We start from the raw sequence: 22,799 nt of genomic DNA on the forward strand, positions 1-22,799 counted from the left end.
TTCGCAACATCCAGATTTCCGGAGACCAGGGGCGTTTCACATCATCGACACGCCGAGGCTCTGACCAGGCAACGCCCGCTCAACTTCGAAGAGCCCACATACGCCACACCCGTAGCCTACGAACGCCGAATTAGTGCGCAAATCCCAGCCCACACCAACCCATCAACCCAGGTCAGCGCGATCCCGACCACTAATGTCCGATTCGGTGATAAAAGTCAGGGTTCATGGGGGACACGCCACTGGGGCACGATCACCGGCATGGCCACACCACCGGACTCGACCAAATCCTCGCTGCAGTGGAAACTGACCGACCGCGCCCGCGACCGATGGCCGGCACTGACCCGTGTATCCACCCGCTTCCGCGGCCAGTTCGCCTACGTCGATGGCGAACTCGACGATGGCTGCACCATCCCGCTGATGGGACTGCGCTACAACGGCTCCGCCGGCCGCTGGGGATTCGCCATCTACCTGGCCAGCACTGGCAAGTACCAAGACTCGGTCCTACCCACCGGCTACCCCTTCGGCAGCCCAGAAGAAACCCTCGACTGCGCCTGCGGCCTCTACCTCAACGACCCCACCGCTTGGCAACCCCCGACGACCTTATGAACAGGACCACTTAGCCACCGTCCCAACCAACTAATTAATCCAGATACTCGGAGACATCGACACACTTAAGCTCGAGGTCAAAGACCCAGGTGCGACCCAAACCCGTTGACGTCTCGGCGGAATAGCCGCCGCTCGTCGGCAGAATAATAGAAACCGACTCACGAAACCGGTCACACAAGTAAAACCACGCGAATCCTAGGACTTGCGTTTTCGGCCCAAGTGGACTTAGGTACAAGTTCACTTCAGAGCCACCGCTGCCGAATCGCTCCTCCGCAAACGAAGCCAACACACCCGCAGTAGCAAACGGATCACTAGCCGGGGCCAGCAGATGCTGCAGACGACTGTAGCCGCGAATCGACTCTTTTGCCAAACTCAGCCTCAAAAGATTCTCTTGATACATGTGGGGCTGCAGGCTTGGCATTCCAACCACCACAACATGTTCAGCAGCACGCTTGTTTTCAGCCACCGCACTTATCAGTACATGATCGTATCCACCACCGATCACCAGAACATCCGAGGAACCAAGCCCAGATTGATGTGAACCCTCAAATCCACTTACCGGGCGTATCATGATCACTTTGCCCCTTGAAAACTCTGTTCTGTCACCCTGAACATATGCGCTTGGGTCCGAGTACACAATGCTCAAACACACAATTCCACGGATCGCCGCCGCTAATGGTAGGGCGACAACGTAATGCCGCATCAGTCCAGTGATATCAACTGCTACACGGAGTCCTGAAAAGTCTCCATCTGGAGCGACCGTCTCGAACACTTGGAACCAAAAAGACAATTCGTCAACTTCTGGATTGGTGATCAATAAATCCGCATTTGGAACACTATGACCCTCAAATCCGTACTCGTGATGAACAATACCAACACGCCGAATTGACGTGACACCGTCCCAAACATCTCGAACGCGCTCAGACTGATTGAGTGCCGAAACAAACACGTCGAACTCCATGTCCGAAATCTGCGATGGCAGATACAGCCTCTTTCGAAAGACTGAGTAATCAACCGCCATCAGAACAGCCTGTCCTGAGCCGGGTCCGTATCGTGCTCTCCAAACGGAGCCCGCATTGACCTCAACCTAGGACGAACTGTTCGTGCATACGACTCGTCCGACCCATCGGGATCGAATATCGACTGCATCTCTAATGGCTTAATATTCAACTCGCCACGCCTGCTGGTCGGCAGGGCGTAGATTGGGCACAGCATCGGACTAAGTTGAAACTTATGCAAGGTGGACCCATCATTTCGTGCTGCTCGACCCTCGAATACTTCGAGTAGCAAGCCATAATCCACGCAAGCCTCAACTACCTCCCTAACGCTCCTAGAAACCTCACCGAAATCGGTCGAGAAAGAAACACATGATACTTCAGCAGGCTTGTCGGAGTATCTAACGCGATTAAAGAGAGTCGCCAGCCTCCGTATTGCGCGCTCACACTCATTCCCAAGACCCTCAGTTGGTCGTGCGTCTCTCAAGAACCAACGACTTGCGCGCAAGACACCCGACATCTGAGCGTCGTCCGAAACTGATTGCAAAGTTGAGAAAGGATCTTCACCTCGAATGTTTGATGCCTCTACAACGTACTTCATGGTCATAAGGTAGCTTCGCGGCAAGAAAGCAGACACCTCGATAAAACGGTCTATTCCCAGATAAGGCGAGCGCCGGCCGCAGTCCATGTAAATCTGCGCCAAGAGATCGAGCTTCCACAACCGAACAAAATTTGAAGTGGAGGTATCGAACGTACCATTGCGAAAAGCAGCAATCTCGTCCGCAGCCTCGCGCGCGGCAGCCTTGCTCAGATGACCTTCCCTGCTCCAATTCTGGTAGAACCGGTGAATCGCAAACTTTTCAGACATGGGACTTGAGGGCACAGCGATCGCCGACACAATTGAAGCCGCCAAATCCCGACTACGAGTAGACGCGAATACTACATCGCGAAGCCTAACTAGATGCTTCCTGTTCTCCGGCTTACAGTCCTCGAGTGCCCTAGATGCGGCAATATCGGCGAGATCTCGCGTTGAGGTTGGATCGACAGAGAAGAGTTGTCGCAAATCGTCAGCGTCATCAAAACCTCGATAGCCAGCATCCTGAACACGTTGAAGAGTAAGATTTAAACAGAACTTGGCGTATGCGCCCTCCGTATCGCGATAACTCTGCTCGAGCTCGACCCATTCATACTCGCTCCCTTGCTTGTTCTCCTCGTTAGTGTTTAGAGTACGGTGCGTGCGTACGCCCCAGCGCCTACCTCCCAGTAAGAAGGTGGTTGGCAAGACTTTCTCTCTGATTAGCGTGTTCACATACCGCTGCTGCGGCTCTGACAGATTTTCAAACTCGTCTAATAGGAACGCAAATAAAACGTGGCTAAATTCGTTGGAAAGCCGACTGGCCGCCTTTGACGCTTTAAAGATAAGATCACCCGGGTTTGATCTGACTTCAATTTCTAGTCGGCGCTTAATGGCCGCATTGTTGATCTCTCGATCCATAGATCTCCGAATTCTACGAATCTCACGCAAAGCAATCTTCAGTGGACTTGTGTCTACAGAGATCCCCAAGAAACGTTGACGAGTTACGTCATCGAGAACGTCACCGAGACCATTCCTGACGAACTCAAACTGGGCTTCCATCGTCCACGGACTATCCCGATCTGATATATCGATCAGAATCTCGACCAGCTGAGATGTAAGCCATAAATCCATGTAATAGCAGAATACAGAGGTCCATACATCCTCTTCAATTCCTTTTCCTGAGAACCGGAAAGCGTTCAATCCGCTGCAACGGGAGTATATTCCGAGATACCCGTCTTTGCTGATCTGATCTACTATCGTCTCTTCGGCAGCAGATCTCCGTAACGCGTATGAGTAGTAGCGCATCAAATGCGTGCGCCCACCCCCTTTTCCGCTTACCAGGAACTTTGGCATCGGACTTGCCGGTCCAGCGAAAGATCTGTACCCACCTTGAGGGTAGTCGACAAAGGTCGAGCGGATCTCTTCGTCGGTAAAGTCCACTGCTTTCGTAATCTCAAATGGGTTTCTTGGCACCGTCAACGCGATTACTCTTTCTCGAATCTAGGAAACGCTGGATTCCACTGCTTTCGATTTGCCCACAGAATGGGCAGAGTGTTATTGGGAGTATTGTGCTGAAAACCGATCAGCAGTTGCCCATTCTTGTATCCTAGAGGATTGCCCGGATAAATCAGTTCGCCGTAAGTGCGCGCAACATTCTCGCCAGTCTGTCGATCCACTCCGGGCAGACAGTGAATATAGACATGCGAATTCTCGTCGAATGCAAGCTCCGTATCCTGCAGCACATGGACAGCCTTTACCGTGTCGAAGCTTGTCGCCTGAACGACATCGATCCCTGCGCCCTTAGCGAACAATACGAAGTATGCGACCTCTAGTTCTCGCCCTTCTGCCTCCGCAGCTTTCTTAACCTGACTCACGAAATTGCGGCTATACCTCGATGCTTGTGTTCCGCTCCCAAGCACATCGTCAATGAAGACCAGCCGCTTCAGCCCCGATATGGCTACCTTCGAATCTTGCGCACCAACCGGGCCATCAAGTATTTCATGCTGATTTACAAATAGCTCCTTAGGAAGCTCGTTGATCTGGCGGAAGTAGTAAAGGAGGTGAGCGCCGCTTTCTGACGGATTCCCCATCGGTAAGAACCTTGTAGCTTCAAGTTCTGTTTGCCATTCGGCTTCGATTAGCTGATAATCTAGTGTCATGTCATTCTTCGCTCGAACATTCTGAACTATCGGGTACCGTAGAAGATCACGGAATACGCATCTAAGAAGTTCACGGACCTCCCGGACCCCGAAGAGATTATAGTTGCAGAGCAAATGCAACGCATTCAACTGCTCGTCGAGTGGTGGCGTTCCAGTCCTCCCGGTGAAATTCTGCAGCCAGGAATCAAGTTCTACCCTGGTTATGGACTCGCTCCAGATTTCACTCGCAAGTGTGTCGAACTTCTCCAGCATAACCTGCATTGAAGACTCTTTCGGCAGGGCTGGGCTTATATCGAAGTTGTCGTCTGCCGCCATATCAACACCCTCGAGCAAAGATAGTGATATATTCTGCGTCCGCTGGTCTAGCGACACCTTTTCTGGCTGTCAGTAGAGATCGGCCCGCTATTTTATCCCTCAACGTCAGCCTGTCGATGAAACCCATAACCCGCATCATGTCCCGAATGTGACTACTGGTCTGAATTATGTCTCCGGCTACCCAATTGTCGCCTAAGATCATTATAACTTTCTCGATCGACTTCGAATCGCGGATTCCGGCGAGCACTTTCTCCATGTCGTGAAAGTAGTGTGCGTAGATTCTGTATCGTTCCGGACTACGCACCTGGAGTTCATTCAAGTCGGCTTTAAGATTCTCACCGAAAGTACTGCCATGCGATTCTTCCGGAACGTCGCGTTTCCGTATATGCTCGCGACCAATGCTGCATGACTCCAGGTTGGCGGTGCCGCGTTCCCCGCTGAACCCTAGCCACCCCGCTTCGAGACTGGTACTTCGTATGTATTTCTGGGATGCACCGTAGGGTGGGCTTGTGATCACAATGCCATTCAGGTTCTTTGGCAGTAGCTCCCAAGCCTTGGGTGATCTAGCATCCGCTGCGAGGGTCATTGGCGTCGGGCGGCCCGGCGGTAGTCTCGATATTTTATTGATCATGGTAGCTCCGATATGCTCGACCTGGTGCCACCTTGATTTGCGGTCGACCTGGACGAAATTTCTGTCCCGTACTGGAACCGGAATTCGGGGGTCCATGAGTGCAAAGCGTCGCGCGGCCAGGGCGAGCGTGAGTTTCAAGAAATCGTGTCCGGGCAAGCCTTCCAAGTCGCTAAGCGCCGACGCGGATCTCGAGAGTATTGATAGGTCGCTCGTTGTGTACCACCTCGCGAGGTACTCTGGATGTGTACAAGAACGTCTGGTCTTCTTGGCAAGCTCCAGGAACAATTTCAGGGCGTCACCCAGCTCTGCGGGATCGCGAGGCGTCGTTTTCACACTCGAGATCAGCGCAGCAACTGGGTTCTGGTCGAATCCGTAACTCGGTATTCCACAGCGTGATGCCTCCAGCAGTATAGTCCCCGATCCACAAAACGGGTCCAGAATATAGTCGACGCCGCCGATAACCTGTTCCGCTCCCAAGAGAAAGCGTGGTATATGCCGTATAAGTCGCGCCGGATAGGGATAGATAGCATGGGTTAGATCGTCCGCCGGAAGCGGTCCTACCATCTCGCGGAAACTGACATCCAGTGGTTTCCCTTCGTATCGCGCGGCCGCTTCCCGGAGTTTGCGGGTGTAAGTACTTCGTGCGACTGGCCTGTCATGATCATCTCCGGCATGTTCTATCGGCCGTTGGTGTATCCGCTCATCAGTCCCTGCTACCGCCATCGCCCGAGACTATCTAAGGCGCACTTCCGCAAGCACGCGACACGCATGTGCGCCATGCATCCGGGCTATGCACGGCCGTGATCTGATTGAGGACTACGTTATGTCCTATACCGGGACGTCATCGCTCCTGACATGCGCTCCTTCGGCAGCACGCTTGAGCCACGACCAGATGGCCACTTGAGGTATCCAGAGGACCGCGGTGGTACCAATCTCTGGCCCTAGACCGAAGACCAGGTTCATCTGCTACCCGGCCGACGCCACCGTCGCGTCGACGTCGAGGATCTCGCCGAGGAACTTGCCGGTGTAGCTCTCGGGCACCGTGACCACATCTTCCGGTGTGCCCTCGGCGATCACGGTCCCGCCGCCGCTGCCGCCCTCGGGACCCATGTCGATGATCCAGTCGGCGGTCTTGATGACGTCGAGGTTGTGTTCGATGACGATAACCGTGTTGCCCTTGTCGACCAGCCCGTTGATCACCCCGAGGAGCTTCTTGATGTCTTCGAAGTGCAGGCCGGTGGTCGGTTCGTCGAGGATATAGACGGTGCGGCCGGTCGAGCGCTTCTGCAGTTCCGCAGCGAGCTTCACACGTTGGGCCTCGCCGCCGGAGAGCGTCGGCGCCGGCTGTCCGAGACGGACGTAACCCAGGCCGACGTCGACCAGCGTCTTGAGGTACCGGTGGATCGACGTCACCGGCTCGAAGAACTCGGAAGCCTCCTCGATGGGCATGTCGAGAACCTCGGAGATCGTCTTGCCCTTGTAGTGCACCTCCAGGGTTTCCCGGTTGTAACGGGCGCCGTGGCAGACCTCGCACGGCACGTACACGTCGGGCAGGAAGTTCATCTCGATCTTGATGGTGCCCTCGCCCGCGCACGCCTCGCAGCGGCCGCCCTTGACGTTGAACGAGAACCGGCCCGGCTGGTAGCCACGCACCTTGGCCTCGGTGGTCGCCGCGAACAAGGTGCGGATCTTGTCGAAGACGCCGGTGTAGGTCGCGGGATTCGACCGCGGAGTACGACCGATGGGCGACTGGTCGACCTGCACAAGTTTGTCCAGCTGTTCGAGACCCTTGACCCGGGTGTGCCGTCCGGGCACCTGCCGGGCACCGTTGAGCTTGTTGGCCAGCACCGTCGCCAAAATGTCGTTGACCAGCGTCGACTTCCCCGAGCCCGACACTCCGGTGACCGCGGTCAGCACGCCGAGCGGGAACTCGACGTCGATGCCGCGCAGGTTGTGTTCGCGCGCCCCGACGACGGTCAGCTGCTTCTTGCGTGAGATCGGTCGGCGGATCGCCGGCACCGGCAGTTCGTCGCGCCCGGAGAGGTAGGCACCGGTCAGCGAGCGGCGGTTCTTCAGCAAGTCCTTGTAACTGCCGCTGTGCACGACCTCGCCGCCGTGTTCACCGGCGCGTGGCCCGATGTCGACGATCCAGTCGGCCGCCCTGATGGTGTCTTCGTCGTGCTCGACGACGATCAGCGTGTTGCCGAGGTCGCGGAGGCGGGTGAGGGTGTCGATCAGCCGGCGGTTGTCGCGCTGATGCAGACCGATGGAGGGTTCGTCGAGGACGTACAGCACGCCCGCGAGTCCCGAGCCGATCTGCGTCGCGAGCCGGATGCGCTGCGCCTCGCCGCCGGACAGCGACCCCGCCGCACGGGACAACGACAGGTACTCCAGCCCGACGTCGAGCAGGAAGGTGATCCGCGCCTGCACCTCCTTGAGGACGCGGCCGGCGATCGCGGCCTGACGTTCGTCGAGTTCGAGGCCGTTGAGGTAGTCGGCGCATTCGGCGACCGAGAGCGCGCACACCTCGGCGATCGAGCGCGGTCCGTACGTCGGGTGATCCAGCGTGACCGCAAGAATTTCGGGGCGCAGACGCGCGCCGTGACAGGCCGGACACGGTACATCCCGCATGTAGCCCTCGTACCGATCCTTCATCTGCTCGGAATCGGTCTGCTCCATCCGCCGGCTCAGGAACGCCATCACACCTTCGAATTCGGTGTAATACGAACGGGTCCGGCCGTAGCGGTTGCGGAATTTGACGTGCACCTGGTGGTCACTGCCATTGAGGATCGCGCGACGGGCCTTGATCGGAAGTTTGCGCCACGGGGTGTCGACGTCGAAGCCCATCTGGTCTGCGAGCCCGGAGATCAGACGCAGGAAGTAGTCGGCATTGTGCCCGCCCGACCACGGTGCGATTGCACCGTCGGCCGGCGACAGGTCCGGGTCGGGGACCACGAGGTCCTCGTCGACCTCCTTGCGCACACCGAGTCCGTCGCACTCTGGGCACGCGCCGTACGGCGAGTTGAACGAGAACGACCGCGGCTCGAGGTCGTCGATGGCGATCGGGTGCCCGTTGGGGCAGGCCATCCGCTCGGAGAAGCGACGCTCACGGTGCGGGTCGGCCTCGTCGAGATCGACGAAGTCCAGCACCACGATACCGTCGGCCAGACGCAATCCGGTCTCGACCGAATCGGTCATACGCTGCTTGGCGGAGGCTTTCACCACGAGGCGGTCGACGACGACCTCGATGTCGTGCTTCTCCTGTTTCTTGAGCTTCGGTGGATCGCTGAGCTGATAGATGATCCCGTCGATGCGGGCGCGGGCGAATCCCTGCGTCTGCAACTCGGCGAACAGGTCCACGAACTCGCCCTTGCGGGTACGCACCACCGGCGCGAGAACCTGGAACTTTGTGCCCTGCTCCATGTCGAGGATCTGGTCGACGATCTGCTGCGGTGTCTGTTTGGCGATGAGTTCCCCGCACACCGGGCAGTGCGCACGACCGGCGCGTGCGTAGAGCAGTCGCAGGTAGTCGTACACCTCGGTGATGGTGCCGACCGTCGACCGCGGATTGCGGTTGGTCGACTTCTGATCGATGGACACCGCGGGCGACAGACCCTCGATGAAGTCGACGTCCGGCTTGTCCATCTGCCCGAGGAACTGACGCGCGTACGCCGACAACGACTCGACGTAGCGGCGCTGCCCCTCGGCGAAGATCGTGTCGAAGGCCAACGACGACTTACCCGAGCCGGACAGTCCGGTGAAGACGATGAGACTGTCCCGCGGGAGGTCCACATCGATGCCGCGCAAGTTGTGTTCGCGCGCACCACGGACGATCAGACGATCAACCACTGCTGTCCTAACGTTCATTCTCGATGTCGGTCCCGCCCGGCGAGGGCTGCCACAACGGGCGTGACCGGCAGGTTCGTGCGCGCACGACGCACGCGCTCGCACAGTATCGGCAGCCACCGACAAGTTCGGGCGCAGCAGTTCCCACGGACGCTTTCCGCCGGGTGCGCACAGGTATCGGGGCCAGTCATCCACGATACTCGCGACCTGCGCGGGCGCCGATCTCCCGAGCGCGCAGGCCGGAGTTGCCGCCACGATCGGCACCCACTCATAGAGTGGTCTGCATGACAGCAGCAGCCCCCATCTCCGACATCTACACCGGCGACCTGTCCGAGTCCAAGACCCCGCAACGCCGCACGCTGGACTCGGCGACCATCGTCAAACTCTCCGTCGACCCGATGGACAACAACGTCTACGTGGTGACCTCGCGCGCGACCGGAGACCAGCTGATCATCGATGCCGCCAACGACGGCGACACCATCGCCGCCCTACTCGAGCAGCTACCCGGCACACCCGCGCTCATCTTCACGACCCACCAGCACTTCGACCATTGGCAGGCACTGAAGCAGATCGCCGAGACCACCGGCGTGCCCACCGCGGCCGGGCGCCTCGACGCGGCCGAACTCCCCGTGACACCCGACCGCCTCGTCGACGACGGTGACGTCATCACCGTCGGTGATCTCTCGTTCGACGCGATCCATCTGGTCGGTCACACCCCCGGTTCGATCGCGCTCGCCCTGACCGATGGTGACACCGTGCACCTCTTTACGGGGGATTGCTTGTTCCCCGGCGGTGTCGGCAAGACATGGCAACCCGGTGACTTCGACACCCTCGTCGACGGCGTCAGCACCAAGATCTTCGACCGATACCCCGACTCCACCGTCGTCTATCCCGGACACGGCAAGGACACGACCCTGGGCGCCGAACGTGGCTCGCTCCCGGAGTGGCGCGAGCGCGGCTGGTAGCACCGGTGCACTAAGACGGCTGGTCTCGTCGAGTCAGCGACCCACCCGCCGACCGCGTCGGCGATCGTGGCGGCGGGAAGGTTGGGTCGGGCCGGTGGCCACGATCGGGCCCCTGAGGGTGGTCCTCCGGGTATGTCCCGGAAGCCGACGCTGACGGGCCCGATCTCAGTCACCCGTCTCGGTCATCGCGTTCCGCCGAGCGCGACGGAAGGAACATGCGCCCACAAAAAGTAGGGGAAGAAACTCTTCCCCTACCCTTGGTGTCCTCCCCGCAAATTTCTAAGGGACGACTCCGAACATCGGGGAAGAAACTTCCTCCCCTAGATTTTGTGGGACGGCCGCAGCCCGGTTCTTTGCATTTGCCCAGGTCAGCGGGATTGGTCACCGAACTCTTCGGATCGGACGCTTGCTCAGATACTCATCGACTGCCCGTCTGAGAACCTCACTTGGAGTTGTTCGAGCATCCTCCGCGTAATCAGCCAGCCGCGCATCGAGTGCAGCAGGTAAGCGCACCGTACGTGAGGTGGTGTCTCGGCGCTCACCTACCGCCGGTCGGCCCATCTTCAGTGTGGCACCGGTTTCGAGTGGTCCGGACACCTTGTACTCTCCGCTTTCGACCGCATCGGCCATGCGCTCGTAGTCGCGCGCATTCCTCGGATTCATCTCTGGTCACCTTCCTCCAGGTCTAGGTACGTGCCGACCGTCGGGCGCTGCCCAACCCACTCAGCACACAGGTCGATGGCGCCGGCCGATGCGACATACACTTCAGTTGCAACGCGTTGGGTCAGCAGCATCGAGTGGAATACCTCCCAGCTGTCGCCATCTCGATCCTCGGCGGCCACTTCGATCCACGGCTCGTTGTCGATCCGGCCTACGAACATGTAGGTGTCTGCGTCCTCAAACTCGGTGGTGATCGCATATCGAATCAGCGGATATGCGATCGTCGCCCGAATCTCATCGTCGGTGATGCCGTGTCGGTATGCCGATCCGTAGACATTTACCTGCACCACAAAAGCGTAAGACACTTTCTAGCCCACGGCTAGTGGATGCACAGTTGCTGGTCAGAAACGTCGGAACGTCCGAGCGTTCGTATCGGCGGTTGCTCATGCGGTGGGACGTTCACCTCATCAGACGAACGTGCGCTCGACCCACGATTTATTTGCCTCGAGGAGGGTACGATTCAGCGACGTCGTGCACTCGGCCGATGCGCAGGCGCGTTCGGGCGGCACCGCGAACTGCATCCCGCACGCAATCATGAAATGGACCAACGAATGAAATTGCTCGTCGCCGGACTTGCCGCGCTGGTGATGTGCACCGGTCTTCTCGTAGGGGCCGCCGGATCGGCATCAGCCATCACCCCCGCCGAGCAACGGTTCGTGAACAAAGCGAGGACTCTGCCGACAGCGGCCTGGCCCAATAGCCGCTACACCACTGACGCGGAGATGGTGGCGGGTGGCTACCGAGCGTGCCGCGTGATGGACCGATATCGGGATACCCAAGTTGCCGAGCGGATCTACTACAACCCTGACGGCAGCTATCAGCCCGCCTACCAACAGCGACTGTTCCTGCTTTATGCGACGCAGGACCTCTGTCCTCGCCACGCGCACCGGTACGAGAACTTCTGAGGACATAACCGATGAGGAAGTCGATCATCGCGGGCCTTGTTCTGGCAGCAGCCGCCACAGGCGTCATAGGCGGCATCGGCGATGTCTCGGCATCGCGGTCCTCGGTGCAGCGCGAAGGAGGTCCTTGCTATCAGCACGAGCTGGGCAAGGTTTCCTCCGACGGGAAGCTGTTCTGTTCGGGTTTGAACGGAGTCTGGGAAAGCAAAGAGAAGTGGAACGCACCAACGATCACTCGTTCTCAAATAGGGACTGCCTGCCCGAAGCTCGGTGCTCGGGCACGCCTTTATGCGACCGACAGTTTCGCTCTGTGTAAGCAGACTCCACGAGGCCTGCGTTGGTGGCACCCATGATAGGAAGCTGCCGCGCTATCACCAGCTCACCACGATCCTGGCCAGACTAGCGGCGGCGGGATTCTGGGCAGTCAGGTCACGAACAACTCGGGCAGGATGTAGCCCGTCATCGCGCAGCGATGGCCAGCTACTGAACAGACCGTGCCCCAAGCTGGGGGCGCGTGCGCGTGCCCACGCAACTGACGGCGTCGCGATTTCCGCACAGCCCCGTGACCAGCGATCCGGACGGCCCGCTGCGACGAACAGGTAGCGTGGACAAAGCCAAGAAGAGCGCACCAGCAGGAATTCGAACAACACAACCCCGACACCAGAAGGTCGTGACCGAATGATCCTCCGCCGTATCGCCCGCCCGATGCTCGCCTCCGTCTTCGTCTACGCCGGGGTCGATTCGATTCGCAATCCGGAACGCCGCGCCAAGGTTGCGCAGGGCTTTGTCGAACAGGCCGTCGACAAGCTGCCCAACGAGACGACGGAGAAGGTCCCGACCGATCCCGAGACCCTGGTGCGGATCAACGGGGCGGTTCAGGTGGGCAGCGGCCTGTTGCTCGCCACCGGGAAGTTCCCGCGTGTCGCGTCGACCGTGCTCGCGGGCAGTCTGGTCCCGACCACCGTCGCCGGCCACGCATTCTGGGCGGAGACCGACCCTGCCGTGCGCGCGCAGCAGCGCACCCAGTTCCTCAAGAACGTCAGCCTGCTGGGCGGACTCCTGATCGCTGCCGCCGACACCGAGGGCAAGCCGTCGCTCGCATGGCGCGGCAAGCGCAAGGCCAGTGCCGCAGGTGACGCGATCACCGCGGCGCTGCCCATCGGCGCCGCGGCAGGCGCCACCACCTGGGAGTCGTTGCGCGAACGCACGCAGGACGGTGCTGAGGTTCTCGGTGAGCGTTCGTCGGAAGCGGGCGAATACCTCAAAGAAGGGGCGCATCTGCTGTCGGAGCGGTCAGCGGAGGCCGCGGCGAAGTTCCGCGAACACGCACCCGAACTCGCCGAGACTGCGCGCGAACGGTCCGCAGAGTTCGCCGAGAAGGCATCGGGAGCCGCAGCTGAGGTGGCCGAGCTGATCCGTGACCGGGCACCCGAGGTCGCCGACGCCGCACGCGAGAAGTCGACCGGGTTCGCACGCTTCGCCCGCAAGCGCGGCCCCGAGATCGCCGACGCAGCACGTGGGCGTTCCGCGGAACTGGCCGAGGTGGCCAAGGGCCGGTCGGCCGAACTCGCCGACACCGCACGCGACAAGGCCCCGCAGATCGCCGAGACCGTCAAGTCGCGCAGTGCCGACCTGGCCGAGACCGCCCGCGACAAGGCGCCGCAACTCGCCGAGACTGCCAAGGCGCGTAGCGCGGACCTCGCCGACGCCGCACGCGAGCTCTCGACCGAGCTCGCCGAGTCGGCACGGGCATTTGCCGAGGCGGCGGGCGACACCGCAAGCCACACCGCCGACGAGGGCCGCCGCCGCTGGCGCAAGGCCCGCAGCTGAAGGCAGCGCACACCTGACGACGCCACCAAACAACCCGGACGCGGTGCACCCACCCCACCAATACCCGTGGGTGCCCGCGTCCGCTGTCGCTACCCCGCTGCACCGACCGTCTCGCGTCGGCGGAGTACTCGTGGTCGCCATCGGCTCCAACGCATCGTCGAGTGTGATGAGGGTCAAACTCGGACACAGCGTCGAGCTATTCGCTCTCGAGGTGGGTAACCTCGCGGTCGGCCATTCGGCACATGTGTCGAGGCGCGGCTACGTTCCGGCCACCCCGATCACATCGCCCGGCGCGTCGCTGACCACGATGGCCGCGTGGCTGCACGCCGACGAACTGGCCACCCTGGACGAGACCGAACCCAACTACGATCGATTGACAGTGACCACGCACGACCACCCATTGAACCCACCCGTCGCTGAGTCCTTCGCGCTCTACGTGTCCCGGCATGGCGCGCTCGGCGAACCGGCCGGCCGACCTCTGTCCTTCGGCACACAGCAGGACGTCTTCGACTGGCTTCACGGACGTCTGCACAGTCCCGTGCTGCGGGACCGCGCGGAGCAGGTCTGCCGTCGGCTCGCCGAGCCCACGGTCGCCGCCCGCGTCGCCGACGACATTCGGACCCACGGACTGGCTTTCCCCGCCTGGCCAACGACCGCCGCTGTCCCGCACGGAGGTGAAGCATGACGGCCGTGCCCCCGGACGCCGACCCCCGACTCGACGAGGAACAAGAACACCTCGACCGCGTCTACGGCCGATTGGACCGCATGCGGACCACCACGCGCAATCGCCTGTCGACCACGCTGAGCGAATCCGGCGGGACGCCGCAAGCCCGGTCCGAACGCGAGTCCTACGAACGCATGTACACCGAGGATCTCGCCAAATTCGATGCGGCCGAACATAATCTGTACTTCGGTCGGCTCGATCTCGACGATGGCGAGATTAGGCGCATCGGACGTATCGGGGTCCTCGACGACGGCGTCCGCGACAATGGCGACCGCGACGAGGAGGCAGCCGACTCCACTCTGCTGCTCGACTGGCGCGCGCCGCTCTCGCGACCCTTCTATCTCGCCACGCCTGCCGCTCCGGAGGACGTCGCGCGCCGCAGGCATGTCCGTACCCGGAGCCGAAAGGTACGCGGCGTCAGCGACGAATACCTCACCGGCGACCAGGCGAACTTCGACGATGTGGGCAACGGTGACGTGGTCAACGAGTCGGCGCTGGTCGCAGCGCTCAACGTGGCCCGCACCGGCGAGATGACCGACATCGTCGAGACGATCCAGCGCGAACAGGACCTCATCATCCGGTCCACGCACCGTGGCGTCACCGTCATCCAGGGCGGACCGGGCACGGGCAAGACTGCAGTGGCGCTGCATCGCGCGGCGTACCTGCTGTACACGCACCGAGAACTGTTGGCGCGCAGCGGAATCCTGATCGTCGGACCCAACGACGACTTCCTCACCTATATCGGGCAGGTCCTTCCGTCGCTGGGTGAATCGGGAGTGTTGCTCTCGACCGTCGGGAACCTCTTCCCCGGCGTTCATGCCGCAGCCACCGACACTCGAGAAACCGCTGTGGTCAAGGGAAATCTGAGCATGGTGGACGTGCTCAAACGCGCGGTCCGCGCCCAGCAATCGCTGCCCGGCCGACCCATCGATGTCGATTTCGACGGCTATCAAGTGCAAATCGACTCGGCTCTGATCAAGAGCGCACGCGGCAAGGCGCGCAGCACCCGTCGTCCGCACAACCTCGCGCAGCGTGCGTTCCTCCGCGCGGCATTCGACGAACTCGCCGTCCGACATGCCAACACCATCGGTTCCAGCCTGCTCGACGGCTCACAACTGCTGAGCTCCACCGACATTGCCGACATCCGCGACGATATGAGCCGTGACCCGGACATCCGCGCCGAGCTTGCACGATTCTGGCCGGCCTTGACGCCGCAGGATCTACTGCGCGAGTTCCTCACCGACCCGGCAGCCATCCGCAAGGCGACCCCCGGCTGGTCGGCCGAGGACCGCTCAGCACTGGAGCGGCCAGTCGGCACACAGTCGTCCGACGGCGCCGACTTCTCCCCCGCCGACGTCCCGCTCCTCGATGAGCTCGCCGAACTGGTCGGCTACGGAACCGACGACGCAGAACGCGCCGAACGCCAACGCTGGCGTCGACAACTGGCCGAGGCGCAGGACGCCCTGGACATTCTGACCGGCTCCGCCCCACAGGACATCGAAGACGAACTCGACCCCGAGATCCTGATGGCCTACGACCTGATCGACGCCGAACAGCTGGCGGCCCGACAGACCGAGATACGACGCGCCACCACGGCTGAACGCGCCTACGAGGATCGCACCTGGACCTTCGGGCACGTCATCATCGACGAAGCGCAGGAGCTGTCGGCGATGGCGTGGCGAATGATCATGCGCCGCATACCGAATCGCTGGATGACGATCATCGGTGACACCGCGCAGACCAGCGACGAAGCGGGCACCCGATCCTGGCGGGAGGTCCTCCAACCGTATGTTGCCAATCGCTGGCAGCTCCGCGAGCTGACGGTCAACTACCGCACCCCCGACGAGATCATGCGCTACGCCATTCGCGTGCTCGATCGCATCGGCGGTTCGGAAACTGCGCCGACATCGCTGCGCAGCAACGGAATTGCACCCGTCGCTGTGCCAACCGACGACATCGGGGCGGCCGTCGTCGAAGTGTCGAAGGAACAGTACAGCGGGCTCACCGCCGTTCTCGTACCCGAATCCCTGGAAGCCACGGTCTCGTCGGCCCTCGCCGACGCCGGTCTCGACGACCCGCCGCGCGTGTTCACGGTCCGCACCGCCAAGGGACTCGAGTTCGACACCACCATCGTCGTCGAACCAGCCGCGATCATCGCCGAATCCGGGAACGACGTCCGGTACGGATACAGCGACCTCTACGTCGCCCTGACCCGCGCCACGCAGCGGCTCATCGTCGTACACACCGAGCCGCTGCCCGACGAACTCGCCGAGCTGCCGGTCGCGGACACGACAACCCCGAGCAACCGCTGACTACGTCCCCACCGCTCCCTGAGGTGCGAGGAGCCCTGACGACGAGCCTCGAAGGGCCTGGCGAGGTTTCGTCACCAGGCCTTCGAGGCTCGTCGCTTGCGCTCCTCACACCTCAGGCAGCGGGGTGCATGCCCGGGTCTCGCTACGAATCAACCGCCCGCAACTGCGCCAACGCCTCCTGCAGATCGATCACATCGGCGTACTTCGCCCGTAGGTCAAGGAGATTCGCCTGATGGATGGCCGGTTCCCGGTCACCACACGCATCGGCGACGACAAGCGGGCGGAACCCGTGCTGCATCGCGTCGGTGGCACTGGCCCGCACGCACCCGCTGGTGCTCAGCCCGCAAATGTAGAGCGTGTCGATACCCGACGCAGTCAGCGACGCGGCCAACGATGTTCCGAAGAACGCACTCGCGTACTGCTTGGTGACGACAATCTCACCGGATTCGGGCCGCGGATCGTCGACGAAGTCGGCCAGCGGCGACCCCTCCTCGAAAACCTTGAGCGACGGAATCTTTCGCATGAACAATCCGCCGTCGGCACCGCCACGCTGATAGACGACCCGGGTGAACACCACCGGCACCGCGCACGCCCGGGCCGTCGCCACCAGCTCCGCACACGCCGCGATCGCATCCTCGGCCGGAGCCCGAAGCGGCGATGAGTCGTCGAGGTACGCACGTGCGACGTCGACGACGAGAACCGCAGCGCTGCGCCCGGGGCCGAGATCGCGCGCGAATCCCGACTCCCGGTACGACGCGAGGATGTCGTTCACGCCCCGACGGCTTTGCGGACGTTCACGGGTGGGCGGGGTGGCTGCAAACCGATCTCGGCCTCGCAGTTGGCCAAGATCTCCGCGATCTCCGGACCCTTGTCGAAGACCGCCAGTTCCCCTCGGCCCGAGCGGATCTCGTAACGCAGCGCGGTCGTGGCCGCCGCGTCGAAAACACCGTCGTCACTGCACACGACCCCGTATCCCGCGCGCGCCCCGGCCGCGCTCACCAGTTTCCGGCTGACCTCCAGCGCGACGAGTTCGGCGTCACGCTCGAGCGGGTCGCCCCAGCCGCCGCCGCCCCAGGTGACGAAGTGCAGGACGTCGCCCCGACCGACCGGGACGTCGTTGATCTTGCTCGGCAGGACCTCGACCTCACCGGAGGCCCGCTGAATCCACTTCCGCCCGCGCGCACCGGGTTTGCCACCGTTGACACCCCACGGGTAGGTGAGCCAGCGGTCGTCGTGGATGGCGATGGTGCCGGGTTCCTCGAAGTGATACGCCACGTCGACACCGTTGCCGCCACGATGCAGACCCGCGCCGCCGGTGTCGCTGATGGTCTCCCAACGCTCAACTCGCAGTGGGTAGTACGACTCCAAGTACTCACACGGGATGTTGACGAAGGACAGCCACAACGAGTGCCCGTCCGGCCCGTCGCCCATCGGACGGCCCGGAATCCCACCAAATCCGATGGAGTACAACTGGAACCACTCGCCGTCGCGTGGCCCGCCGTCGTAGTGACCGGAGTACATGAAGTGCGGCGAGGATGAAAAGCCGGCCGCGTTGAGGATCTCCGGGTTGTTCTTGCCGAGCAATCCGCCGAAGAGGTCGAAGACACGACCGATGCCATGGTTGCGACCGTTGAGCGCGGCCGGGAACCGCGGTTTCCAGAACGAGTCCTCCGGTATCGTCACGTCGATCAGCGGATAGAAGCCGTCGTTCCAGAGGATCTGCGGATCGGCGACCGTGATCACGTAGATCCCGAAGAACATCCGGACCAGGTTCTCGTTGATGAAGTAGTTCACCGGCCCCACCGCCTGCGGCGCGGCCTCCGAGAAATCGAGGTGGATCTTCTCCCCGTTGCGAGTCAGCTTGATGGTGAGTTCGTAGGGGCCGTGACCACATCCGTCGTCGCAGATGAAGTCGCTGAACTCGATGGTCTCGAAACCTCCGGTTGCACATAGCTGTTGGCCACCGTCGTCAAGGTGCGCTCGTACTCCCGCATCTCCGGCAGGACGTGGCTGGAGATCGACACCGGAATTCCCGGCAGTTCCTCGGCCGCCCAGGCCGCGACCTGACGCTCGTGCGCGTCGTTGGCGTACGAGTTGATCAGTGAGATGGTCACGGCCTCGATGTCGGCTTCGGCGAGACCACGGAGGGCCGACCGTGCCTGCTCTTCGTCGAGCGGCGTCACCTCGCTGCCGTCGGCCGCAATCCGACCGACAACCTCGATGGTGTGCTCGAGCTTCGCCAACGGCTCGGGCTTGGGCCAGATGATCCAACCTGCGAGACCCCCTGGCACAAAGGATCTCGCGATCTGCAGCACCTGCCGGAAGCCGTCGGTGGTCACCAATCCGACGCGCGCGCCACGACCCTACAGGATGGCGTTGGTGGCCACGGTGGTCCCGTGCAGGACCTGGCCCACCGCAGCGAGCTCGATCCCCGCCTCCTCGCACACCTTGGTCACTCCGTTGAGTACTCCGACCGATTGGTCCGCCGGTGTCGACGGGGTTTTTGCGCGATAGGTGGTCCCGGTGGTCTCCTCGAGAAGCAAGACGTCGGTGAAGGTACCGCCGACGTCGACGCCGAGTCGGTAGCTCATGGTGATCTCCAAGCTGTTGGGGGGTTGTGTGTGACAGATGCTGTGCGGCAAGCATATTGGGGGTTAGATGATGCCGCGTTTGGTGAGGTCGGCGAGCGCCTGATCGTCGACGCCGAGTAGGTCGTGATAGATGTCTGCGTTGTGCTCACCCAGTTGGGGTCCGGCATGCCGAACCGATCCGGGAGTCTCGCTCAGTTTCGGGAAAACGCCGTGCATGGGGATCTCCCCAAAATCGGGGTGCGCCAACCGCACAATCGCGTCCCGTGCCGCAAAATGCGGATCGGCGAACATGTCCTGTGCCGTGTAGATGCGGCCGGCCGGCACACCTGCCTCGTGCAGGATCGCCAGGAGTTCCTCGGTTCCGTGATCGCGGGTCCAGTCGGCGATCACGTCGTCGAGTTCGACCATGTTCTCACCGCGCGACGCATGATCGCGGTAGCGCGGATTGGTGATCAGATCGTCGCGTCCCATCGCTGTCGCAAGTCGCGCGAAGACCGTGTCCTGATTCGCGGCGACCAGGATCATCTCGTCACCCTTCGTCGGGTACACGTTGCTCGGCGCGATGTTCGGCAGTACGGATCCGGTCCGTTCACGCTGGTAGCCGCCGATCTCCCATTCCGGCAAGAGCGACTCCATCATGCCCAGGACCGCCTCGTAGATCGCCGAATACACGAGTTGTCCACGCCCGGACCGCTCGCGCTGATGGATGGCGGCCAGCACGCCGACGGTGGCGAAGACCGCCGCGAGTGAGTCGCCGATCGAGATCCCGCTGCGCGATGGCGGCATGCCGGCATCGCCTGTCACATAACGGATTCCGCCCATCGCCTCACCGATCGACCCGAAGCCGGCACGCGACGAGTAGGGGCCCGACTGTCCGTAGCCACTGACGCGCGCCATGATCAGGCCGGGGTTGTCCTTGCGGAGTTCATCGAAGCCGAGGCCCCAACGCTCGAGCGTGCCCGGCCGGAAGTTCTCGACAACGATGTCGGCCTCGGCGATGATGCGGCGGGCCAACTGCTGCCCCTCGGGGTCACGCAGATTGCAGGTGACCGACTTCTTGTTGCGCGCCACGACCGGCCACCACAGCGACCTTCCGTGCGGCTTCTCCCGTCCCCACTGACGCATCGGGTCCCCCGAACCCGGCGGTTCGAGCTTGATCACCTCGGCACCGAAGTCGCCGAGCAGCTGACCACAGAACGGCCGGCAAGTAGCTGACCCATCTCGACCACCCGCAGATCCGACAGCGGACCCGACGTCGATCCGGCCGTCGCATCGACTGCGGTCGCAGCAGCAGCGTTCATCTGGCATTCCTCATTCCTGTTGTCCACCAACGCAGATCAGACAGCGGTGTCCGATCGGGCATCGGCGTGGTCGGCTGCCGCCTGGTCGGCGGCGTGCGCTTGCAATAGGACGTTCTCGGCCGCGCGCACATGCGCGCGCATGACCGCGTCGGCCCAGACGTCGTCGCGGGCCCGAAGTGCCGCCACGAGATCACGATGGTGGGCGTGACTGCGCGTGAGATCGGCCGGGGCGTAGCGGTGGAAGGTACGCATCACGAGCGGGAGGGAGATGACCGAAGCCAGCATCGACACCAGCCGCGGGCTCGCAGCGGCGGACCGGACGACGGCATGGAATTCGTCGTTGAGTTGTGCGAGCAGATCCAGATCGGCCTCGGGGAGGGTCGCCGCTTCCATCCGCGAGCACAAGGCATCCAGGCGATCGAGTTCATCGGGGCCGATGCGCCGCGCCGCCCGCGCGGCGGCCAACGCCTCGAGCGACATCCGCAGTTCGTAGATCTCCTCGAGGTCGGCCGCGGTCCACGTGCACACCCGGGCGCCCCGGTGCGGCAGCACCTCGACCAGCCCTTCCATCTCGAGCTGACGAAGCGCCTCCCGGACGGGGGTGCGGCTCGTGCTGGTCAATTCGGCGATCTCCACCTCGCCCAACCGCGAGCCCGGCGCATACGTGCCGTCGACGATGGCGTCCCGGATGTGGCCGTACACGCGGTCAACTGCCCTTGTCATCGGACTCCATTCGCCCCACTCCCTCACCATTGATTGTTCACAATCTAGCGGGCCCTGACCGATATGTCCGCCGAATCGCGTCAAATTTCGATCAACCATTGGCTCATTGCATACAATCTCGGATAGTGCGAGGATGAGGCATGGCATCGGTACAGCTCGTCGAGGTCGGTCCGCGTGACGGACTGCAGAACGAACAGAAACTGCTCACGGTCGACGAGAAGGTCGAGTTGATCAACCGCGCGGTCGAGGCCGGCGTACGCCGCATCGAGGCCGTCAGCTTCGTCAATCCCAAGCGTGTACCGCAGATGGCCGGCGCCGAAGATGTGATGGCTGCCGTGCCCCGAGACCGGGCCGACGTTTCCTATATCGGACTTGTTCTCAATCGTCGCGGTCTGGACCGCGCGGTCGAGGCCGGGGTCGACGAGGTCAACGCGGTTGTGGTGTCCACCGAGGAGTTCAGCAGGCCAAATCAGGGATGCAGCGTCGCCGAAGGTATTTCAGCGGCAGCCGATGTGGTGCGCGATGCGCGCGCCGCGGGTCTGGCCACCACCGTGACCATCGCGACCGCGTTCGGATGCCCGTTCTCCGGGGAGGTCGATCCCACGTGGATCGGACAAATCGTGTCCGAACTGGTGGACGCCGGCGCCCCCGACGAGATCGCGCAGGCGGACACGATCGGAGTGGGCGTGCCCGCACAGGTTCGCGCACTTGCCAGGATCACCGCCGAACGGGCTCCTGGGATTCCACAGCGGTGGCACTTCCACAACACACGAAATACCGGCTACGCCAACGCCCTCACCGCATTGGAAACAGGTGCAACGGCCCTTGACGCCAGCATCGGCGGCTTCGGCGGCTGTCCGTTCGCTCCCGCGGCCACGGGCAACATCGCGTCCGAGGATCTGCTGTACGCCCTCGATCGGACGGATGTGTCCACGGGCGTCGACATGACGGGACTCGTCACGGCAGCCGAATGGCTCGGCAAGACGTTGGACAAGGCGGTCCCGGCGCTACTCGGTCGCGCCGGAGGATTTCCGACGCGACCGTGACGTGCAAATAGGTCAGTTCGTGGTGTGCACGATGAGGACGTCGCAAGCCGACTTGCGTGCCACATCGGCGGGCACCGAGCCCAACAGACGACCGGCGATGGAATTCAACCCGCGGTTTCCGACGACGAGAAGGTCCGCCTTCACATCGGTCACCAGCTGCAGCAGAGCATCCACGGGCGCGCCCTTGATCGGGCGCGCAACGATGTTCCCCGCACCGGCACCGGAGGCCCGTTCCTTGGCGGTCCGCAGGATCTCTTCGGTGGGTGCCGACCCGGTCACCTGGTACGCCTCGTCCTTGAGCACGTCGGCCGCCCCACCGGCGCTGCGATCATTGGGGAAATATGCGCATGCGATCACAAGCTGCGCCGCCTCACCGGCGATGGCGCCTGCACGTTCTACTGCTTTCATCGACGATTCGGAACCGTCCGTTCCAACGACGACGGTCTGGTATGCGCTCATTGCCAACCTCTCAGAAGAGATTCCCACCCCGCTGCCCTCCAGCGGGGCTCATGCCATCCCCATACTGTAGGGCCCCTGATCCGGCAGGGTAGTTTGC

20 protein-coding genes and 1 pseudogene are annotated in these 22,799 nt (G+C 62.1%); 7 read left to right on the forward strand and 14 right to left on the reverse strand.

The genetic code is table 11. From position 1 onward, the window contains the following. Positions 1 to 258: 258 nt before the first annotated feature. Entirely contained in the window at positions 259 to 606 is a 348-nt protein-coding gene (locus ACWDTF_RS18430) for a hypothetical protein (RefSeq protein ID WP_449754805.1), read from the forward strand. Between the two features lie 34 nt (positions 607 to 640). Here the strand turns inward: ACWDTF_RS18430 and ACWDTF_RS18435 are convergent, their stop codons facing one another. From ACWDTF_RS18435 to uvrA, 5 genes are all read right to left on the reverse strand, one after another. Continuing rightward, on the reverse strand, positions 641 to 1,627 hold the full coding sequence (locus ACWDTF_RS18435) for a hypothetical protein (RefSeq protein WP_449754806.1): 987 nt from the start codon (positions 1,625 to 1,627) through the stop codon (positions 641 to 643). Next, the gene (locus tag ACWDTF_RS18440; RefSeq protein WP_449754845.1) at positions 1,627 to 3,651 is read right to left on the reverse strand and encodes an ORC-CDC6 family AAA ATPase; all 2,025 of its coding nucleotides are present in this window, start codon (positions 3,649 to 3,651) and stop codon (positions 1,627 to 1,629) included. Before ACWDTF_RS18440 ends, ACWDTF_RS18435 begins: the two co-directional genes overlap by 1 nt. An 11-nt stretch (positions 3,652 to 3,662) precedes the next feature. After that, positions 3,663 to 4,652 carry a phosphoribosyltransferase-like protein gene (locus tag ACWDTF_RS18445; RefSeq protein ID WP_449754807.1) on the reverse strand — a complete coding sequence of 330 codons (990 nt, stop codon included), beginning with the start codon at positions 4,650 to 4,652 and terminating at the stop codon, positions 3,663 to 3,665. Between the two features lies 1 nt (position 4,653). Further along, the gene (locus tag ACWDTF_RS18450; protein WP_449754808.1) at positions 4,654 to 6,006 is read right to left on the reverse strand and encodes a hypothetical protein; all 1,353 of its coding nucleotides are present in this window, start codon (positions 6,004 to 6,006) and stop codon (positions 4,654 to 4,656) included. A 243-nt stretch (positions 6,007 to 6,249) separates the two neighbouring features. Next, positions 6,250 to 9,132, reverse strand: a complete 2,883-nt coding sequence (gene uvrA, locus ACWDTF_RS18455) for an excinuclease ABC subunit UvrA (RefSeq protein WP_240855636.1) — start codon at positions 9,130 to 9,132, stop codon at positions 6,250 to 6,252. A gap of 281 nt (positions 9,133 to 9,413) precedes the next feature. On the opposite strand from uvrA, the gene ACWDTF_RS18460 reads away from it, so the two are divergent. Further along, on the forward strand, positions 9,414 to 10,094 hold the full coding sequence (locus ACWDTF_RS18460; protein WP_449754809.1) for an MBL fold metallo-hydrolase: 681 nt from the start codon (positions 9,414 to 9,416) through the stop codon (positions 10,092 to 10,094). A 381-nt stretch (positions 10,095 to 10,475) separates the two neighbouring features. Here ACWDTF_RS18460 and ACWDTF_RS18465 read toward each other — a convergent pair whose 3' ends face one another. Both ACWDTF_RS18465 and ACWDTF_RS18470 read right to left on the reverse strand, forming a co-directional pair. Continuing rightward, the gene (locus tag ACWDTF_RS18465; protein WP_449754810.1) at positions 10,476 to 10,757 is read right to left on the reverse strand and encodes a ribbon-helix-helix protein, CopG family; all 282 of its coding nucleotides are present in this window, start codon (positions 10,755 to 10,757) and stop codon (positions 10,476 to 10,478) included. Next, positions 10,754 to 11,101 (reverse strand): hypothetical protein, encoded by a 348-nt coding sequence (locus ACWDTF_RS18470; RefSeq protein WP_449754811.1) that lies wholly within the window; start codon positions 11,099 to 11,101, stop codon positions 10,754 to 10,756. Before ACWDTF_RS18470 ends, ACWDTF_RS18465 begins: the two co-directional genes overlap by 4 nt. A gap of 264 nt (positions 11,102 to 11,365) precedes the next feature. Between ACWDTF_RS18470 and ACWDTF_RS18475 the strand changes: the two genes are divergently transcribed. The 4 genes from ACWDTF_RS18475 to ACWDTF_RS18490 all read left to right on the forward strand — a co-directional run bounded on the left by ACWDTF_RS18475 (position 11,366) and on the right by ACWDTF_RS18490 (position 16,582). Next, entirely contained in the window at positions 11,366 to 11,719 is a 354-nt protein-coding gene (locus ACWDTF_RS18475) for a DUF732 domain-containing protein (protein WP_449754812.1), read from the forward strand. Between the two features lie 675 nt (positions 11,720 to 12,394). Further along, positions 12,395 to 13,546, forward strand: a complete 1,152-nt coding sequence (locus ACWDTF_RS18480; protein ID WP_240855639.1) for a DoxX family protein — start codon at positions 12,395 to 12,397, stop codon at positions 13,544 to 13,546. Positions 13,547 to 13,616: 70 nt separating this feature from the next. Next, on the forward strand, positions 13,617 to 14,231 hold the full coding sequence (locus tag ACWDTF_RS18485; protein ID WP_449754813.1) for a hypothetical protein: 615 nt from the start codon (positions 13,617 to 13,619) through the stop codon (positions 14,229 to 14,231). After that, positions 14,228 to 16,582, forward strand: coding sequence for a HelD family protein (locus ACWDTF_RS18490; protein WP_433254925.1), 2,355 nt, complete (start codon positions 14,228 to 14,230; stop codon positions 16,580 to 16,582). The genes ACWDTF_RS18485 and ACWDTF_RS18490 overlap by 4 nt, the downstream gene beginning before the upstream one ends. Before the next feature lie 142 nt (positions 16,583 to 16,724). On the opposite strand, the gene ACWDTF_RS18495 is transcribed toward ACWDTF_RS18490, so the two are convergent. From ACWDTF_RS18495 to ACWDTF_RS18520, 6 genes and pseudogenes are all read right to left on the reverse strand, one after another. After that, positions 16,725 to 17,354, reverse strand: coding sequence for an isochorismatase family protein (locus ACWDTF_RS18495; protein ID WP_433254928.1), 630 nt, complete (start codon positions 17,352 to 17,354; stop codon positions 16,725 to 16,727). Next, on the reverse strand, positions 17,351 to 18,508 hold the full coding sequence (locus ACWDTF_RS18500; protein WP_433259538.1) for a hydantoinase B/oxoprolinase family protein: 1,158 nt from the start codon (positions 18,506 to 18,508) through the stop codon (positions 17,351 to 17,353). The genes ACWDTF_RS18495 and ACWDTF_RS18500 overlap by 4 nt, the downstream gene beginning before the upstream one ends. Further along, positions 18,439 to 19,173, reverse strand: a pseudogene (locus ACWDTF_RS18505) (hydantoinase/oxoprolinase N-terminal domain-containing protein). The gene ACWDTF_RS18500 and the pseudogene ACWDTF_RS18505 overlap by 70 nt, the downstream one beginning before the upstream one ends. Before the next feature lie 63 nt (positions 19,174 to 19,236). Then, positions 19,237 to 20,334 carry a CaiB/BaiF CoA transferase family protein gene (locus ACWDTF_RS18510; RefSeq protein WP_449754814.1) on the reverse strand — a complete coding sequence of 366 codons (1,098 nt, stop codon included), beginning with the start codon at positions 20,332 to 20,334 and terminating at the stop codon, positions 19,237 to 19,239. Then, the gene (locus ACWDTF_RS18515; RefSeq protein ID WP_433254934.1) at positions 20,331 to 20,474 is read right to left on the reverse strand and encodes a hypothetical protein; all 144 of its coding nucleotides are present in this window, start codon (positions 20,472 to 20,474) and stop codon (positions 20,331 to 20,333) included. Before ACWDTF_RS18515 ends, ACWDTF_RS18510 begins: the two co-directional genes overlap by 4 nt. A 36-nt stretch (positions 20,475 to 20,510) precedes the next feature. Next, on the reverse strand, positions 20,511 to 21,197 hold the full coding sequence (locus ACWDTF_RS18520; RefSeq protein ID WP_355275690.1) for a GntR family transcriptional regulator: 687 nt from the start codon (positions 21,195 to 21,197) through the stop codon (positions 20,511 to 20,513). A 140-nt stretch (positions 21,198 to 21,337) separates the two neighbouring features. On the opposite strand from ACWDTF_RS18520, the gene ACWDTF_RS18525 reads away from it, so the two are divergent. Continuing rightward, positions 21,338 to 22,243, forward strand: a complete 906-nt coding sequence (locus tag ACWDTF_RS18525) for a hydroxymethylglutaryl-CoA lyase (RefSeq protein WP_449754815.1) — start codon at positions 21,338 to 21,340, stop codon at positions 22,241 to 22,243. A 12-nt stretch (positions 22,244 to 22,255) separates the two neighbouring features. On the opposite strand, the gene ACWDTF_RS18530 is transcribed toward ACWDTF_RS18525, so the two are convergent. After that, positions 22,256 to 22,702 (reverse strand): universal stress protein, encoded by a 447-nt coding sequence (locus tag ACWDTF_RS18530; RefSeq protein WP_355275686.1) that lies wholly within the window; start codon positions 22,700 to 22,702, stop codon positions 22,256 to 22,258. Positions 22,703 to 22,799: the final 97 nt, after the last annotated feature.

The sequence above is a fragment of the Gordonia sp. NPDC003422 genome, assembly GCF_053588675.1.